At 66.0% G+C, this 16876-nt stretch carries 14 protein-coding genes; 6 read left to right on the top strand and 8 right to left on the bottom strand.

What is annotated here, in order from left to right; genetic code table 11:
* Positions 1-151: 151 nt before the first annotated feature.
* From ABU113_RS13555 to ABU113_RS13545, 3 genes are all read right to left on the bottom strand, one after another.
* Positions 152-2482, bottom strand: a complete 2331-nt coding sequence (locus ABU113_RS13555; protein WP_454560034.1) for a TonB-dependent receptor — start codon at positions 2480-2482, stop codon at positions 152-154.
* A 76-nt stretch (positions 2483-2558) separates the two neighbouring features.
* The gene (locus ABU113_RS13550; RefSeq protein ID WP_454560033.1) at positions 2559-3791 is read right to left on the bottom strand and encodes a styrene monooxygenase/indole monooxygenase family protein; all 1233 of its coding nucleotides are present in this window, start codon (positions 3789-3791) and stop codon (positions 2559-2561) included.
* Positions 3792-3935: 144 nt separating this feature from the next.
* Entirely contained in the window at positions 3936-4985 is a 1050-nt protein-coding gene (locus ABU113_RS13545) for an AraC family transcriptional regulator (protein ID WP_454560032.1), read from the bottom strand.
* A gap of 299 nt (positions 4986-5284) precedes the next feature.
* On the opposite strand from ABU113_RS13545, the gene ABU113_RS13540 reads away from it, so the two are divergent.
* Entirely contained in the window at positions 5285-5806 is a 522-nt protein-coding gene (locus ABU113_RS13540; protein WP_454560031.1) for a flavin reductase family protein, read from the top strand.
* A gap of 98 nt (positions 5807-5904) precedes the next feature.
* Here the strand turns inward: ABU113_RS13540 and ABU113_RS13535 are convergent, their stop codons facing one another.
* Positions 5905-7011 (bottom strand): LLM class flavin-dependent oxidoreductase, encoded by a 1107-nt coding sequence (locus tag ABU113_RS13535; RefSeq protein WP_454560030.1) that lies wholly within the window; start codon positions 7009-7011, stop codon positions 5905-5907.
* Between the two features lie 121 nt (positions 7012-7132).
* Between ABU113_RS13535 and ABU113_RS13530 the strand changes: the two genes are divergently transcribed.
* Positions 7133-7705 (top strand): winged helix DNA-binding protein, encoded by a 573-nt coding sequence (locus ABU113_RS13530; protein ID WP_454560029.1) that lies wholly within the window; start codon positions 7133-7135, stop codon positions 7703-7705.
* An 18-nt stretch (positions 7706-7723) separates the two neighbouring features.
* Here ABU113_RS13530 and ABU113_RS13525 read toward each other — a convergent pair whose 3' ends face one another.
* Together ABU113_RS13525 and ABU113_RS13520 are read right to left on the bottom strand one after the other, a co-directional pair.
* Entirely contained in the window at positions 7724-9307 is a 1584-nt protein-coding gene (locus tag ABU113_RS13525; RefSeq protein WP_454560028.1) for a GMC oxidoreductase, read from the bottom strand.
* Positions 9304-9861: a gluconate 2-dehydrogenase subunit 3 family protein gene (locus tag ABU113_RS13520; RefSeq protein WP_454560027.1), complete on the bottom strand. Its 558-nt coding sequence runs from the start codon at positions 9859-9861 to the stop codon at positions 9304-9306. Before ABU113_RS13520 ends, ABU113_RS13525 begins: the two co-directional genes overlap by 4 nt.
* A gap of 242 nt (positions 9862-10103) precedes the next feature.
* Here ABU113_RS13520 and ABU113_RS13515 point away from each other — a divergent pair, with 242 nt between their 5' ends.
* Complete coding sequence (locus ABU113_RS13515) at positions 10104-10907, top strand: SDR family NAD(P)-dependent oxidoreductase (RefSeq protein ID WP_454560026.1); 804 nt, start codon at positions 10104-10106, stop codon at positions 10905-10907.
* A 24-nt stretch (positions 10908-10931) separates the two neighbouring features.
* Here the strand turns inward: ABU113_RS13515 and ABU113_RS13510 are convergent, their stop codons facing one another.
* A complete protein-coding gene (locus tag ABU113_RS13510; protein ID WP_454560025.1) occupies positions 10932-12395 on the bottom strand; it encodes an FAD-binding protein in 1464 nt (487 codons plus the stop codon).
* Between the two features lie 145 nt (positions 12396-12540).
* Entirely contained in the window at positions 12541-13200 is a 660-nt protein-coding gene (locus ABU113_RS13505; RefSeq protein WP_454560024.1) for a TetR/AcrR family transcriptional regulator, read from the bottom strand.
* A 160-nt stretch (positions 13201-13360) separates the two neighbouring features.
* Between ABU113_RS13505 and ABU113_RS13500 the strand changes: the two genes are divergently transcribed.
* From ABU113_RS13500 to ABU113_RS13490, 3 genes are all read left to right on the top strand, one after another.
* Complete coding sequence (locus tag ABU113_RS13500) at positions 13361-14539, top strand: aromatic ring-hydroxylating oxygenase subunit alpha (RefSeq protein WP_454560023.1); 1179 nt, start codon at positions 13361-13363, stop codon at positions 14537-14539.
* Between the two features lie 174 nt (positions 14540-14713).
* On the top strand, positions 14714-15595 hold the full coding sequence (locus tag ABU113_RS13495; protein WP_454560022.1) for a VOC family protein: 882 nt from the start codon (positions 14714-14716) through the stop codon (positions 15593-15595).
* Between the two features lie 48 nt (positions 15596-15643).
* Positions 15644-16831: a flavin-dependent monooxygenase gene (locus ABU113_RS13490; protein WP_454560021.1), complete on the top strand. Its 1188-nt coding sequence runs from the start codon at positions 15644-15646 to the stop codon at positions 16829-16831.
* Positions 16832-16876 lie beyond the last annotated feature (45 nt).

Genomic DNA, 16876 nt, shown 5'->3' with positions numbered 1-16876 from the left:
GCCCGCCATATGCCGGGATGTCCGGATTCTCACAAGGCGGGATAGGGTGGGGCGCGCCGATGTGCCTGTTCGCGGCGCGCAGACACAAGGACGGCGCGGGTTTGACCCCGCGCCGCCAGTGTGTCCGGCAGGGACTTCAAAGCCTCTGGTATCAGTACTGATACTTGAGCTTGAGGTACCACTCGCGGGGACGGGAGAAGGTGCCCTCGACGGCGGACGCGGCGGCGAGGTCCTGGTAGCCGCTGAGCAGGTATTTCTTGTTGGTCAGGTTGGTGGCGCCGAAGGTTGCGCTCCAGTGTTCGTCCGCCGCGGTGAAGGTGGCCGAGGCGTTGAACAGGCTGACGCCCTTCTGGTAGAGCGCGGCGGAGTTCACCGCGTCCTTGTAGTGACCGCCCTTGTAGGACCAGTCGCCGCGCAGGCTCAGCGTGCCGGCCTCGGTGGTCCAGACGTCGGCCGACAGGCCGGAGGTCGCGGTCCATTTCGGTGCGTTCGGCAGCTTGGAGGCCACCGTCACCGGCGAGGCGATCGCCGGCACTTCCAGGTAATAGGCGTCGGTGTAGCCGGCGCCGCCCGACCAGCGGATGCCCTCGGCCACCGCCACTTCATACTCCAGCTCGAAGCCCTTGATGCGCGCCTTGCCGGCGTTGCGCACCTTCGGCGCGATGCCTTCGTTGACGACGATCTGCAGGTCCGAATAGTCGGTGTAGAAGGCCGCGCCGTTGAGGCGCAGGCGGCGGTCGAACCACTCGGTCTTCAGGCCGACCTCGTAGCTGTTGACGAACTCCGGCGTGAAGCTCGGCGTCTCGCTTTCCGGCGGGAACACGCGCTGGGTGAAGCCGCCGGACTTGAAGCCCTTGGAGTAGCTGGCATAGGCCAGCACCTCGTCGGTGACCTTGTAGTCGACGGTGATCGCCGGGGTGAACTCCTTGGCGGTGGTGCTGACCTGGACGTAGGGCAGGATGCGGTTGCCGTCCGGGTTGAGCGTCGGGTCGGCGGCGCACAGCGGATTGGGCGGCAGGGTCGGCGTCGTGGCGATGTAGCAGCGGCTGAGCATCAGCAGGTCGCCGCCGGTGAAGTCGTTGATGATGTACTGGTTGGGCAGGAAGCGCTTCTTCTCGTAGGTGTAGCGGGCGCCCAGCGTCACCGACAGCTTGTCGGTGAGATCGTAGCTGACCTGCGAGAAGGCGGCATAGCTGTCGTTGTCGACCTTGCCGCCGCTGAGGAAGTCGGCGATCGAGAAGGACAGGTAGTTGCGGTCGGTGCCCTTTTCCTTGAGGTAATAGAGGCCCAGCAGCCACTTCAGCTTGTCGTCGAGGGCGCGGCCGGAGAACTGGAACTCCTGGCTGAACTGCTTCTGGCTGTATTCGTTGGCCGAGGACGAGATGGTCAGCGGCGAGGCGTCGATGTCGAGCACGAAGTCGCTGTCGAGCTTGCGGTAGGCGGTGATCGACTTGACCGCCAGCAGGTCGAGGTCCCAGTCGAGGGTCATCGAGACGCCCCACAGGTCCATGTTGGACTCGTTGTCGTCGCCGGCCCAGGTCTTGTACTTGTCGCCGGTGATCCAGTGGTCGTTGTAGCAGACGCTGCTGGTGGAGCCCGGCGTGCAGCTGTTGAGGGCAAAGTTGTTGAAGCCGGCGAACTGGCCGAATTCATTGGTGTCGAGCAGGATCGGCGGCGCCGCCTGTTCGCGACGCTTGTTGCCGTCGACAGCCAGCGTGACGGTGAAGTTGTCGGTGGCGTTGAACTCGGCGACCAGCCGGCCGGACAGCGACTTCTGGTTGCCCATCATTTCGCCGTCGGTGAGCCGCTCGACATAGCCGTCGCGGGTCTGCACCGAGCCGGAGGCGCGGATCTTGAAACGGTCGGTGATCGGTACGTTAATCGTGGTCTTGGCATCGAAACGGTCGTAGCGCCCGGTGGTTGCCTCGACGCTGAATTCCAGCTCGTCGGAGGGGCGCTTCGAGGTGATGACGACGGCGCCGCCGATGGTGTTCTTGCCGAACAGCGTGCCCTGCGGGCCGCGCAGCACCTGGACGCTCTCGACATCGGCGGTGTCGAGCAACGCACCAACCGAGCGGCTGACATAGACACCGTCGACGTAAAGGCCGACGCCGGGGTCGATGGTCAGGTTGAAATCGGTCTGGCCGATGCCGCGGATGAACATGGTGACGGACGCCGAGCTGCCGCCGATGTTCGCGCCGTTCTCGAAGCTCATGTTGGGCGTGAACTTGCCGATGTCGGCGATGTTGTTAACCTGGCGCGCTTCCAGATTGGCGGCGGAAAAGGCGGCGATCGAGACCGGTGAGGCCTGAAGGTTCTCCTCGCGCTTGCGGGCGGTGACAGTGATTTCCTCAAGGCTCACGGCGGTTTCATCCGCCGCCGCGTTGGCCCAGGCCGTCGCCGGACTCACTGCGGCCAGAGCGCCCGCGGCACAGCCTGTTGCAAGGACGGCACGGGCCGTCCATTTGGTGACGTCGATCATTCTGGTCTCCCTGTACGTTTTGGTTCTGTTTGGGTGATTGTGACGATGGCGCGCCATTCCCGCCATCAGACGTTGGTCAGGCGGCTGCAGCCATCGATGCGAGAAAGTCCTGCGCGGCGGTGGCGTCGTAGTACCAGGGCGCGATGCTCTTGGGGTCGTTGAAGCTGTTGGCCATCAGGTAGCCGATCTGCGGATTGCGGCCCGCCGCCTTGAAAATATCGAGGATATGCGGTTGCGGCGGCACCAGCACCTGGTTGGTGTACTGGGTCGGCCAGCGCGCGTAATCCCAGAACACATCGAAAGTCTGCTGCATCCACTCGGCATCGAACGGCTTGCCGCCGCGTTCAAGAATGCTGTCCAGGTAGATTTTCGCGCATTTCGAGGCGTTGTTCGAACCCTGACCCGTGAGCGGATCGTTGAGCGCGATGGCGTCGGCAAGCCCGAACACCAGCGCACCCGATGGCAGCTTGCCGATCGGCTTGCGGATGGTGGGCGTGATCCGCCCGCGCAGGATGCCGCGATCATCGGTCAGCTTCAGGTTGCCGTCGATGCGTTCCGCTTCGCGCGGGAAGAACTCGCGCAGCAAACGCTCGCTGGTTTCCAGATGCTGCTGTGGCGTCTTGACGTCGTCCCAGCAGTCCATCGGACCACCCGGCACACACTCGATGGTGAAGATGTCGCATTCGCCGCTGAGCGTCAGGCCGGGGAAAGTGACGAGCTCGCCGATGCCAGGGTTGATGTTGATGCTGATGGCGGGCGGACCATTGCGCGGCTTCATCGGCTCCACATAGGTCAGGGCGAGAATACGCATCGGCTTGTCGAACACGCACTTGGAAGGGTCGCGCTCGAACATCTGGCCGATAGCGCCCTTGCCGGAAGCCACGAGCAGGAGATCGGAACTGGTGGCATAATCCTCCAGTGTGTCGATGTCAGCGTCGACATAGACCAGCTTGCCGCCCAGCTTCTCGAAATGCGCCATCCACACCGGCATCTTGACGCGCTGGTCGATGGACTGGCCCGGCTTGTCCATCAGGCCTTCCCATTCGCACATCACCTCGCCGGCGCTGTTGGCGATGCTCATGGCGGCGGCGCGATACTTCGGGCTGTTGTCTTCCCAGAAATCGATGCCGAGTTCACGTTCCAGCGACAGCGCCATGTCGTACATCGACTGGCTCGACAGCACGGTGCCATCCCGCAGCTGTTCGGGCGTGCGGTTGGACAGAATGGTGACCTCGTAGCCCTGTTGCACCAGGCCGATGCCAAGGTGCAGGCCTGCCTGGCCAGCTCCCACGATGGTAATGCGCCGCATGGATCTCTCCGTTCCTTGCTCGACAAATCCGATCGTCGGATATGAGCAACGGCTCGCCCAGGCTCGCAATCCGATGTGTGCAGGCGTTATCCGCTCTTTGCAGGAGGTCGGGAGCATGCCCCGGAAATGAGAAATCCGACGGGGTCAGCGGCGCAGTGTCTGGTAGGGAGATTCGCCAAAACGCTTCTTGTACGAGACGGCGAAGCGGCCGAGGTGGGAGAAACCCCAGCGCAGCGCGGTGTCGGTGACGCTGGTGGTCTGTTCGGTCTGATGCAACAGGTCGTCGCGCGCGCGTTCGAGCCGGATGTCGCGCAGCATCTGCATCGGTGACACGCCGCGATGCAGCTTGAAGGCGGCATAGAGCGTGCGGGCGGATGTGCCGCAAAGCACGGCGAGCTGCTCCATGCTGATATCCTCATCCGGGTGGGTGCGGATATGCTCTTCGGCCAGGCGAACATGACGGGGGACGGCGGGCGCCATGCGCGCGCGCAATTGCGGCCAGTAATTGTTGGGCTGGAGGAACAGCAGGCTGGTCATCAGGCCGTGGTCGAGCTGGGCACCCAGCAGGCCACCGCAAGGCAGCCCCGCGGTGTGCGGCATGGCCTCTAGCGCCGCCATTACCTGTTGCCACCAGACACGGCCGTTGGCCGAGGTCATGTCGAGCACTGGATCGAACACCAGTGGTTCGCTGAGGCTGCGACCCAGCAGATGGCTCAGTTGCAGTTCCAGCGCCTTGCGGTCGATACGCACCACCAGTTTCCGGCAGTCCTCCGACCAGCGCATCTTCAGGGATTCGGTTGGCGCCTGAATGGACGCCGTGCGGGTGCCGGTCATGAACGACCGGCTGCCGATGCTGATCTCGGCCTGCCCCTCCAGCGGCATCTGGACCAGGAAGAATCTCTCCAGACAGCCAGGGTCGACCAGCACGTCGGCGCCATAGCCCATGTAGCTCAGCGAGACCGCGTTGGCGGTGGCGAGGTACTGAAAGGCGTTCAGGCGGCCGCGTGGGTCCTTCTGGATCAGGGTGTGCGGGCAGAAAACATCGGCGACCAGCGTTCGCGTCTCATCGAGATCGTCGGATTCGAACAGCAGATGTTCCGGTCGGAACGTGCGGCTCAGCAGGGGGGCGAGCATCGAGTGAGCCTCGAAGCGCGAAATACCCCCGTGCATGTCCATGTCGCGCATCGCGGTCATGTCACTTCGCTTCCCATGCCAGGCTTGTCGTGCTGCCTGAGGCGCGCCTCCCGCCGCCATTTATTGCGCCGAGGCTAATACTGTGACGGCTTGATGAAAATGGCTGCTGCTGGTCTCCCGCGCGGCCAATCAGGAGTGTTAGCCAGACAATCTCATATATTGAGACATGGGAGCATGATGATCTGGCATCTGCGTTTCTTGCACGGGCTGGATAGCGGCGGGTCGATCGCGGATAGCAAGCCGCCCGGTCGTCGGGATAGGGGTGGCGCTGTCAGTCGCAGCCCATCGGAGGATAGACGATGTCGCAAGATCACGCCGCCGAGATCAACTATACGGATACGCAGGCTTTCAAGCGCGGGATGCGGCAACTCACCGGTGCGGTCTGCATCATCACCGCCGACCACGCGGGGGCGAGGGCGGGTCTGACGGCGACGGCGGTCTGCTCCGTCTGTGCCGAACCGCCGCGTCTGCTGGTCGGCATCAACCGGGCCGGGCGCAGCTACGCCCTGGTGCGGGACGCGGGGGCATTTTGCGTCAATGTGCTGGCGGAGGATGGGCTGGCGCTGGCCCAGCGCTTCGCCATGCCCGTCGAGGGACTCGACGAGAGGTTCGCCACTGGCGGCTGGGAGGCGGGTGTGACGGGCAGCCCGGTGCTGCCGGGCGCGCTGGCGGCCTTTGAGTGCCGGGTGCATGACATCGTTGAGGTTGGCACCCACGGCATGGTGATTGGCGACGTGGTGGCGGTGCGGACCAACGAGGCGATTGGCCCGCTGCTCTACATGAACGGGCAGTTCGGCAGTCTGATGCCGCTGGCCGGCTGAGTGCGGACTTCGTCCTGAACCTTTTTTCCTGAGCCTTGAAACTGAAGGGGAGCATGGCACGCCATGCTCCCCTTTTTCTTGCACGCCGTTGCAGGCGATCAGCCGCCGCGACGGATGCCGCGCTCTTCCAGGATCGGCAGCACGGTGTCGCAGAAGTAGGGCAGTTCCTCGGCGTAGTTGACGAAGGCCAGCGTGGTGCCGCCGAAACCGGCATTGTGCAGGGCGGTGATGCCGTCAGCCACCTGTTCAGGCGTGCCGACCAGCGGGAAGCCGCCGTGGCCGGCGGCCATGCGATCGCGGATCAGCGCCAGCAGGTCATGCGGGAAGCTGTGGGCGTGGGCAAACTGGAGCTTGACCAGATTGTCGACCGCCTCCCAGTCGGCGTTCTGGCGGGCATAGTATTCGAGATAATCCTTGGCTTCCTTTTCCGTCGCCCGGCAGACCACGGTGGAGAAGGTCAGCACGTCGACCTCGCGGCCGACATGGGTCGACTGTTCCTTCAGCTCGGCGATCTCGTCCTTCGAGCGCTCCAGGTCGATCGCCGGCGTGAACAGGAAGTTGGCGTTGCGCATGGCGAACTCGCGGCCCTGCGGCGAGCCGGCGGCGTTGACGATCGGCGGCGTGCCGGAGATCGGCTTGGGGTTGCCATACACGCCCTTGAGCTTGAAGTAGGTGCCTTCCCAGTCAAACGCCTTGGGCTCGCGCCACAGCTTCTTGATGATGTCGAACCACTCCTGGGCATAGCCGTAGCGGGTCTCGTGATCGTCGGGCAGGGTCTGGCCCATCGCTTCATATTCGGGCTGGTTCCAGCCGGCGACGATGTTGAGACCGGCGCGGCCCTGGCCGATCTGGTCGATGGTGGCGATCTGCTTGGCGATCACCACCGGATGGTTGCAGGCGGTGTGGATGGTGGCGATGGCGGAAATCCGCTGCGTCGAGGCCAGCAGGCCGGCCGCCCAGGTCATGGTTTCGAGCACCGAGCCGTGGAAATCAGTCTCGCCGCCGTAGCCGATCCAGCGGGCGATGGGGAGCAGGAAGTCGATGCCGTTGGCATCGCAGATCTGCGCCATGCGCAGGTTGTTCTCCCAGCTGTTGACCCAGCGTTCGGGCACCTTGGTGACCGCCATGCCGCTGGAGCAGTTGGCGGAAAACGTACCCAGTTTGAAATGGTTGCGCCGGAACATGCGATTGCGCGGTTCACTCATTGTCCCAATTCCCTCTGCTGCTGTTGATATGTTTTATACTTTAAATTTAAATGTGAATTACATTGGAGTCTATCCTTAAAAACGCGCTATGATGGCGCAGTCTCAGCAGGGGAGAATGTTCGTGGCCCGTCGCCCAACCGCACCGTCTCATGTCGCCCGGCCCGGGGCGGACGGCACGCTCGACCGCCGCTGGCATCTGGCACGCACGGAGGCCGAGGTGCCGCTGACCGAGCTGGAATACGCGCTGATGCGGGCCCAGGAGGCCTTTTCGCGCTGGCAGGCGGAGTGTTTCGCCGCCGTCAGCGGCCTGGCGCTCAGCGGCGGCGAGAACGCGATGCTGCATGTCATCCGCCTCAACGACCGGCCCAAGAGTCTGAAGGAAATCGCTCGCCTGACCAACCGCGACGACGTGCCCAACCTGCAATATGCATTGCGCAAGCTGGTCAAGCTGGGGCTGGTCAAGCTGGGCGGTAGCGGCCGGGCGAACAGCGTCTATGTGGTGACCGACGCCGGCATGCAGCTGACCGACGCCTATGCGGCGCTGCGCGCCAATCTGCTGGGCGACTATGCCCAGGCGGTGCCGGGGCTGGATGAGCGGATGCGCCAGGCAACCCAGACGCTCGACCTGCTGTCGGGCATCTACGAACAGGCCGCCCGGGTCGCGGCGACCCACCGGCCGGCCCACGAGGACTGAGCGGCGGGCGCCACCGTGTTAGACGGCGTACTGGCCCCAGTGCGCGATGATTCGCTCGGCGCTGCGGGCCGCCAGCGCGTGCAGCGTGAAGGTCGGGTTGGCGGCGCCGGAGGTCGGGAACAGGCCGGCGCCGGCAATGAACAGGTTCTGCAGGTCGTGCACCCGGCCATGGGAATCGGTGACCGAGTTGTCGCGTGCGGTGCCCATGACGGTGCCGCCCATCAGGTGGGCGGAGTTCATCGGGCTGTGCCAGGCGTCCGTCGCGCCGGCGGCCTTGAAGATCGCCATGCCTTCGTCGGCCATCGCCTGCCAGAGCTTGCGGGCATCCTCCGAGAAGCCGTGCACCAGCCGGGCGCCCTTGACGCCCCAGGCGTTGGTGTCGGTGGTCAGCTCGACCCGGTTGTCGCGGTGGGGCTCTTCCTCGTTCATGCCGATCATGTTGGCGGCGTGGCGCACGGCGCGGCGCATGAAGGCATCCAGCGCCGGGCCGACCAGGTCGGCGCGGACATTGGCCAGGCCCGCTAGGTCGTTGGGCTTGATTGCCGGGGCGATCAGCCATTGCCGGCTGCCGAAGGCGCCCGGCGTTGCCTGCTTGTCATAGTCGTCGTGGCAGATCTGGTGAGCGCCAATCACGCCCAGATGCGGCTCGGTCTCCTCCGTGAACAGGCCGGCGATCTGCACCAGGGCATGGGTCATGACGTAGCGGCCGACCAGGCCGGTGGCGTTGCCGATGCCACGCGGGTGCAGGTCGGAGGCGGAATTGAGCAGCAGGGCGGGGTTGCCGACCACCGAGGCGGCCAGAATGACCAGGCGGGCCGACTGGCGCACCAGGGTGCCGTCGGCCAGTCGATATTCGACGCCATCCACCCGGTCCTTGCGGCTGGCGAGCAGGCGGGTGACGGCGGCGTTGGCGACGATCCGCGCACCGGCCTCTTCCGCCTGCGGCAGGTAGAGCACCTGCGGATTGGCCAGCGCCATGATCGGGCAGCCGGCATCGCACCAGCCGTCGTACATGCAGGCCGGTCGACCCTTGTATTCGGTCGAGGTGATGGCCATCGGCGCCGGCGCCACGCGCTTGCCCATCGCCTTGAAGCCGCGCGCCAGCACGGCGGACTGTTTGAACGACTGCAGCGGCGGCATCGGGTAGGGGGCGCCGGCCGGTCGCCAGACTTCGGCCTCGGCGTCGCCGGACACGCCGACTTCCTCCTGGATCGTGTCGTAATAGGGGCGCAGATCGTCGTAGCCGATCGGCCAGTCCAGCCCGCGACCGTAGCGGCTGTGCATGGTGAAGTCGGCGGGTTTCAGGCGCGGCCAGGTGCCGTAGTGGTGCAGCGCCGCACCGCCGACGCCCCAGCCGGCATTGTAGCCAAAGCCGATCGGTTGGGCGCCGGTGGTGGCGACGCCGGGGCCGCCCCAGCGCAGGCGCCGGCTCCAGATGTGCGAGCTGACCAGATCGCCGCCATTCCACGGCGGGCCGGCCTCCAGCACCAGGACCGACTTGCCGGCCTGGGCCAGCCGGGCGGCGAGCAGCGAACCGGCGGCGCCGGCGCCGACGATGAGGACGTCAACCGTGTCGGTCGGGGCAGCAGAGGGCGGGCTCACCAGTCGGTCTCCGGTTCGATGTGGGCCAGATAGTCAACGCCCAGGCGCTCGAAGCCGGCGCGCGTGCCATAGACGACGTCCACCGCATCACCGCGCAGGGCGAAATAGAACAGGCCGGCGGGCGGGCCCTGCCAGCCAGCGAGGTCCGGCGCCAGCATGGCCTGCAGCAGGCGCTGCCAGTCGGCGGCGGTCATGGCCTCCAGCGGCACACCCAGCAGGCGGGCCCGCAGCGCTTCGGTGGCGGCGAGGCCCGCGCGGTAGAAACCGATGTAGGGCGGCAGGACGTCGAGATAGCGCAGCATCAGCAGGCTCTCGGCCGGCGCCACGCTGAGATGGTGGTCGAGATAATGCGCCAGCCCGAGAGTCGCCGCACCCGGTGCCAGCACGTCACCCAGGCCGGCGATGATCCTGCCCTCGGTGGCGCTGAGGGTGCGCAACGGCGCCTGCGCGGCGGCGGCGCGGGCCGGGGTTGTCCAGCTGAGGCCGGAGGCCATCTGGGCCAGCACCAGCCCGCCGGCGGCGCGCTTCAGCAGGTCGCGTCTGTCGAGTGTCATGTGGGTCTCCCGATCCGTCGTCAGGCTATGGCGTCGCCGATATATTTCAAGCCCAAAGTAATTGGCCGCATGACCGGGCGTGCGGGCAGCGTCGCGGGTGGATGGGCAGCGCTCGTCGAAACGGGGCATCGCGCGCGTTCGCGATGGCGTATTGCGTAGAAAAATAATTCATGTACTACGAAAAACATAATCAATCAGGCCGCGCCATGTCGCAGGCCATCAGATCCGAAGGGGGAGAGGCGATGAGTGACGTCCTGACACACGCGGCCGCGAGTGGCGAACCGATGTTCCCGGCCGGCGCGGCGCTGGTGTTCGGCGGCAGCGGCGGCATTGGCCAGGGGGTGGTGCAGGCGTTTGCCGAGGCAGGCTCCGACGTGGCGATCACCTACCGCTCGAAGCAGGCGGTGGCCGATGGGCTGGCGACATCGATCGCCGGGCTCGGACGCAAGGCGACGACGCATGCCGTCGACGTGCTCGATCCTGCCCAGGTGCGCGCCACCGTCGAGGCGGCGATTGCCGCCCACGGGCGTATCCATACGGTGGTGTGGGCGGCGGGTCCGCTGGTGGATCAGGTCTATCTCGCCGAGACGACGCAGGAACAGTGGCGGCGGGCGATCGATATCGAGGTCAACGGCTTCTTCACCGCGTTCAAGGCGACCTTGCCGCATCTGCGCGCCCAAGGTGGCGGCTCCTACGTCACGCTGGGCTCGGCCGGGCACATGCGCTGGCCGGAAAAGGACGGCCTGTCGGTGGCGCCCAAGGCCAGCAACGAGTCGCTGGTGCGCGGCATTGCCCGCGAGGAAGGCAAATACGGCGTGCGCGCCAACAGCGTGCTGGTGGGCGTGATCGAGGCCGGGATGTTCCTCGAACTGACCAGGCAGGGTGCCTTCCCGCAGGCCTGGGTCGACGAGACCCAGAAGATGCTGGCGCTCAAGCGGTGGGGCCGGCCGGAGGACATCGGTCATGCGGCGGTGTTTCTCGCCTCCAGCCGTGCCGCCTACGTGACGGGGCAGCAGATCAACGTCTCCGGCGGTTTCGGCCTGTAAGGCTGCGGGCTCGGTGATGCCGGTTCAGGCCGTCGCGTTGGCGGCGGCGGCCTGGCGGCCGGCGACACGGCCGAAGTAGGAGCCCGGCCCCAGGCTCAGGCCGCTGGCGTAACCCTTGCCGTCCTGCGGGATGGACGAGGCGCAGGCGCCCACGGCGTAGAGGCCGGGAATGATGGTGCCGTCGGCCCGCAGGACTTCCGTCCGCGCGGTGGTCTTGAGCCCGCCCAGCGTCAGAAACAGATAGACCGACTTGTTGAACGACACGTCGAAGGCGGCATACGGCCCCTTGTCCAGCGGCTTCACCCAGTCGGGGTGCTTGTGCAGCAGCGGGTCCTCGCCGTGGACGGCGTGCCGGTTGTAGTCGGCGATGGTGCGCTGCAGGGCGCCGGCCGGCATGTTGAGCCCGGCTTCCATCTCGGCCACCGTCTCCCAGCCGTCCACCAGCGTGTGGCCGGCCGAGGTGATTTCCGGGTAGGCGAAAATGTCGGCGTCGACGATGAGATAGGCGGTGTGGCCGGGCTGCTCGATGATGAAGTCGGCGGTGCGGCCGTGATAGGCATCCTCGGCGACGAAACGCTCGCCGCGACGGTTGACCAGGATACCCTTGATCAGCTGGGCCGGCGGATAGAAGGACGCCGTGGCGATGACGCCGCCCATTGCCTGGGTGTCGGCCCCGGCGGCGTGGCCCATGGTGATGCCGGCGCCATCGTTGTAGGGGATGCCGAGCGGCTCGGCGTTGCCCAGCATGCGCGGCGCGTGTTCGGCCAGCATCGTCTTGTTCATGTTGAAGCCGCCGGTGGCGAGGATGACGCCGCGCCGGGCCTGAAGGTGCAGCGTCGTGCCCAGCTGTTTCGCCTGCACGCCGACGACGCGCCCCGAGGCGTCGACGACGAGACCGGTGGCCTGGGCATCGTAGAGCGCCGGCACGCCTTCGTCCGTGCAGCGCTGCAGGATCGCCGCCATGCCCACCGCACCGGCATTTTCGCCCTGACCCGCCACCTTGTGGCCGCGCGGGGCGGGTTTGGCGACCTCGCGGAACGGCCAGACCTTTTCGCTGCCGGTGCTGAACAGGCATTCGGTGGTGTTGAGAAACACCGCCTTGCCCTTGAAGCTGGTGCGCTCGAACGGCACGCCCTGGGCCTCCAGCCAGTTGAAATGCTCGACATTGTCGTCGCAGTAGCGGCGCACCAGCTGCGCGTCGGGCGCCTGGGTGCTGGCCATGAGGAACTTGTACATTTCCTCGGCGTCATCCTCGTAGCCGCAGGCCTGCTGCACGGCGGTGCCGCCGCCGAGGTAGAAGATGCCCGACGACAGCGCGCTGGCACCGCCGCCACCGCTGGCGCGTTCGACCACCAGCACCTCGGCGCCGGCCCGGTGCGCCTCCAGGGCCGCGCAGGCGCCGGCGATGCCGTAACCGATGATGAGGACATCGACGCTGCGGTCCCAGCGGGAAATCCGGTCGGCGGCAATCGGCTGGAAGGCGGTCATGGTGGCGGTCTCCCCGGCAGGTGGTGTGGCCCATAGCAGTGGCCGGCGATGCGGTGCCGGCCATCGGGGCAGTCTAGCCGAGGCGGCCGGTGGCGCGGCCTGTCAAAAAGACTAACGTGTTTCGATGTTGCAGTGCATCGGGGCTTCAGCCGGCGAGCAGCCGGGCCAGGGCGTCGACGCGCGCCGTCAGGGCCGGCTGGAAGGCGGGGGTGGCATAGGGCAGCAGGGCCGTGGTCAGGATCAGCTCGTAGCGGGTGCCCAGCGTGGCGTCCGGGTACCGGCCGAGCGTCCAGTCGTACACCATCGCCCACAAGTGCGAGCTGATGTCCTGGGCCAGCGTGGCCAGCGGCGTCCATGGCTGCAACTCATCCCGCGCCCGCAGCGTGCCCAGCAGATCGAGAATCCAGTCGTGCAGCAGGCTGGACAGCTTCCGGCCGAGGGTGGAGTCACGCTCCGCCAGGAAATAGATGCGGCAGCAGGCCTGGGCATAGGCGACGGAGGGGCGGGTGTTGCGGCCCAGCCCGTCGCAGACCAGGGCGATGATCTCCAGCGACGGACGGTGCGGACTGGCCGAGGCGAGGTCGAAAGACTGCTGGTAAAGCTCTGAACTGGCCTCGTAAATCAGATCGTCCTTGGAGCCGAACGCGGCATAGATGGTGGAGACGGCGACATTGGCGCGCGCCGCCAGCGCCCGCATCGACAGCCCGGCATAGCCACTTTCCGCCAGCATCTGCCGGGTGAGCGCCAGCATATGCTGGCGCCGTTCCGCCATCAGCGGGCTGTTGTATCGCTTGCGTGCCGCCAAGATGTGCTCTCTCCCTCGGGCGCCAACGGTCGCCCTATCGCTTCTCATAGGATGGGCATTTGAGGGAAATCAATGCTCACAATCGATAACGCGTAATGATTTTTCTGAGGGCGCGGCAAGGCGCCGACCTTGAAGGCGCCGACCTTGGGTGGAGGACAGGATGGATCTGGTTCAGGACTATGCGGACGCGGTCGAGACGATGCTCGACCATCTGGAACACGGCACCACCGATCAGGCGCCGGACGTAATGCGGGTGCCAGCGCGCAGCTACACCGACCCCGACCAGTGGTCGCGGGAGATGGACCGCATCTTCATGCGCCTGCCGCTGATGCTGGCGCTCAGCATCGAGCTGCCCAACCCTGGCGACTACAAGGCGATGGACGTGATGGGCAAGCCGGTGCTGATCACCCGCACCAAGGACGGCAAGGCCCATGCCATGCTCAACGTCTGCACCCATCGCGGCGCCCATGTGGTGAACGATGGCAAGGGTCATTGCAGCCGGTTCAGCTGCATCTACCATGGTTGGACCTTTAACAACGATGGCAGCCTGCTGGGCGTCGCCGATCGCGCCAAGTTCGGCGACATCGACAAGGTGGCTCACGGACTGACGAAGCTGCCGTGCGAGGAAGTGGCGGGCATGATCTTTGTCGTGCTGACGCCGGGGCATCCCATCGATGTGCGCGGTTTCCTCGGCGGCATGGTGGCGGAGTTGGAGCACTGCGACTTCGCCAACTGGCATTTCCACGGCGCCAAGGAGATTTTCGGCGCCAACTGGAAGGTTGCCTACGATGGCTATCTTGAGGGCTATCACTTCGCGGCGGCGCACGCCAACACGGTGGCGACGCGCAGTCCGTCCAACGTCATGACGTTCGAGGCGTTCGGGCCGCATCTGCGCATCGGCTTCCCGCAGCACAAGCTGCCCCAGCTGCGGCAGGTGCCGCGCGATGACTGGGCGGCGCACGAGAATGACGGCTATGATTTCGTGCGCACGCTGTTTCCCAACGTGTCAATCTTCGTGGCGCCGGAGATGTGCCAGATCGCCCAGCTGCTGCCGGGGCCGACGCCGGACAAGAACCGGACCATCCTGAACTACCTGTCCCGCAAACCGCCGGCGACGGACCAGGAGCAGGTGGACCTCGACACCATCACCCAGTTTTTCCGCGATGTGGTCAACGACGAGGATTATCTGCTCGGCCTGTCGGTGCAGCGCGGGCTGGAGTCGGGCGCGCTCAAGCATGTGGTGTTCGGCCGCAACGAGCCGGGCAACCAGTATTTCCACCGCTGGATCGACTATTATCTCAGCGACGATCCGGCCCTGATGCCGCCCCGCTTCGGCTGATCCGCCACCGCTCATCCCGACTGCCGGCAGCGCCCCGCCTCGTGCGGGGCGTTTTTATTCTGCGGCTCATGATGCGCGAATGAGTTCATATTGAGCTATATCAATTACAAATGCGTAAAAAAACGTGCAATAAAAAACGCAATAAGGTATCTACCGAGTCCCGGGGAGGTTGTTTTGGACATTCGCGCGCTGGCCTATGTGGTGATTGATGCCGTCGATCCGGCCCAATGGCGGTCGTTCGGGGGCGATGTCGTCGGCCTGCAGCCGGTGGCGCTGCCCGATGGCGGTGTCGGCCTGCGCATGGACGAACGGGCCTGCCGGCTGTTCGTCCAGCCGGCCGAAGCCGACCGCTACGCCGCCAGTGGCTGGGAAGTGGCGGACAAGGCCGCCTTCGCGGCGGCGTTGCGGGCGCTGGCGCAGGCCGGCGTCGACGTGACGGTCGCCACGCCGGCGCAAGCCCGGGCGCGGTTCGCCACCGAGATGGCCTGGTTCGCCGATCCCGCCGGCAATCGCCACGAGCTGATCTGGGGGCATCGCAGCGACTTTGCCCGCTTTGCGTCGCCCGCCGGCGTGCCGCGTTTCGTCACCGGCGCGTTGGGGCTTGGGCACACCGTGCTGCCGGCGCCGGCGTTCGACCGGACGCTGGCCTTCATGACCGAGGTCATGGGCTTTGCCTCCGCCGACATTCTGACCCACCACGGGCCGGACGAAGGCGCCCAGCGTATCCACTTCCTCCACTGCAACAACGGCCGCCATCACAGCCTGGCGCTGTTCGAGGGTTCGGTGCCGGCCGGCTGCGTCCACCTGATGGTGGAGGTGGAGTCGATGGACGAGGTGGGGCGGGCGATGGACCGGGTGCGCCAGGCCGAGGTGCCGCTGATGGCGACGCTGGGCCGGCATGTGAACGACGCGGTGACCTCCTTCTATTTCCGCTCGCCGGCCGGCTTCGCCATCGAGTTCGGCTATGGCGGCCGGGTGATCGACTGGGCAACGCACACGGTGTTCGAGAGCACGGCCGTCAGCCTGTGGGGCCATGATTTCAGTCTGGGTTTCTGACACGCCACACGCCCATCGAAACGGGGTGGCGACAAGGGGAGAACGACCATGGATGCATTGCTAAAGACGACCCGCCGCGACGATCTGATCGCGGCCGCCCGCCGGATGGTGCCCGCCCTGCGGGCCCGCGCGGCGCAGGCGGAACAGGACTGCAAGGTGCCCGACGAGACGGTTGCCGAAATGGCCGAGGCCGGTTTCTTCCGGGTGCTGCAGCCGCGCCGCTATGGGGGCTACGAAATGGACCCGGAGGTGTTTTATTCGATCCAGATGACGCTGGCCGAAGGCTGCATGTCGACCGCCTGGATCTATGGCGTCATCGCCGTGCACAACTGGCAGCTGGCGCTGTTCGACCCGCAGGCGCAGGAGGATGTCTGGGGCAAGGACAGTGCTGTCCGCATCGCCTCGTCCTACATGCCCAAGGCGCAGGTGACGCCGGTGGAGGGCGGCTATCGCATTTCGGGGCGCTGGGGCTTCTCCAGCGGTGTCGATCACTGCGACTGGGTGTTCCTCGGCGGCATCGTGCCGTCGCCGGACGGCAAGGGCGGCGACTATCGCACTTTCCTGGTGCCGCGGTCGGATTTCACCATCGTCCGGGTGTGGGACACGCTGGGCCTGCGCGGCACCGGCAGCCAGGACGTGGTGGTGGAGGATGCCTTCGTGCCGGCCTACCGCAGCCATCGCTCGAAGGACGGCTTCGACACCACCAGCCCGGGACTGAAGGTTAACGACGCGCCGCTTTATCGCCTGCCGTTCGGGCAGATTTTCGTGCGGGCGGTGTCATCGTCGTCGATCGGCGCGCTGGCGGGGGGCCTGGAGCACTTCCGCGCCTATGCCTCCAAGAAAGTCAGTGTCAACGATTTCTCGGCCACGGCAATGGACCCTACAGCGCAGCTGGTGGCCGCCGACGTCGCGGTTGCCATCGACGAGATGAAGCTGACGCTGTTCCGCAATTTTGACGCGATGATGGCCCGGCTGAAGGCCGGTCAGGCGCTGGAGATGGAGGACCGGGTGCATTACCGCTATCAGTCGGCGGCGGTGGTCGAGCGCTGCGCGCAGCTGATTTCCCGGCTGTTCTATTCCTGCGGCGCGCATGGCATTTATCGCGACAGCCCGCTGGTGCGGATCTTCAGCGATATTCATACCGGCCGCACCCATGTCGCCAATAATTTCGAGAAGGTCGGCCGCAATTACGGCGGCGTCCTGCTCGGCCGGGAGAATGGCGACACCTTCCTCTGATCGTCGAGCAGCAGGACCGCCAATGGCGGCAGGGGATACCTCTGC

It is taken from the genome of Parapedomonas caeni (assembly GCF_041060555.1).
In the GTDB taxonomy this organism is placed as follows: domain Bacteria; phylum Pseudomonadota; class Alphaproteobacteria; order Sphingomonadales; family Sphingomonadaceae; genus CAUJIW01.
This window is presented reverse-complemented; position numbering and strand designations above follow the sequence as displayed.

What these genes read in the sequence shown, in the direction of transcription:
- ABU113_RS13510 (WP_454560025.1), bottom strand. Translation starts at nt 12,395, where the DNA reads ATGACCGCCTTCCAGCCGATTGCCGCCGACCGGATTTCCCGCTGGGAC.
- ABU113_RS13545 (WP_454560032.1), bottom strand. Translation starts at nt 4,985, where the DNA reads ATGACCGCGATGCGCGACATGGACATGCACGGGGGTATTTCGCGCTTC.
- ABU113_RS13520 (WP_454560027.1), bottom strand. Translation starts at nt 9,861, where the DNA reads ATGACACTCGACAGACGCGACCTGCTGAAGCGCGCCGCCGGCGGGCTG.
- ABU113_RS13555 (WP_454560034.1), bottom strand. Translation starts at nt 2,482, where the DNA reads ATGATCGACGTCACCAAATGGACGGCCCGTGCCGTCCTTGCAACAGGC.
- ABU113_RS13500 (WP_454560023.1), top strand. Translation starts at nt 13,361, where the DNA reads ATGGATCTGGTTCAGGACTATGCGGACGCGGTCGAGACGATGCTCGAC.
- ABU113_RS13490 (WP_454560021.1), top strand. Translation starts at nt 15,644, where the DNA reads ATGGATGCATTGCTAAAGACGACCCGCCGCGACGATCTGATCGCGGCC.
- ABU113_RS13535 (WP_454560030.1), bottom strand. Translation starts at nt 7,011, where the DNA reads ATGAGTGAACCGCGCAATCGCATGTTCCGGCGCAACCATTTCAAACTG.
- ABU113_RS13550 (WP_454560033.1), bottom strand. Translation starts at nt 3,791, where the DNA reads ATGCGGCGCATTACCATCGTGGGAGCTGGCCAGGCAGGCCTGCACCTT.
- ABU113_RS13540 (WP_454560031.1), top strand. Translation starts at nt 5,285, where the DNA reads ATGTCGCAAGATCACGCCGCCGAGATCAACTATACGGATACGCAGGCT.
- ABU113_RS13515 (WP_454560026.1), top strand. Translation starts at nt 10,104, where the DNA reads ATGAGTGACGTCCTGACACACGCGGCCGCGAGTGGCGAACCGATGTTC.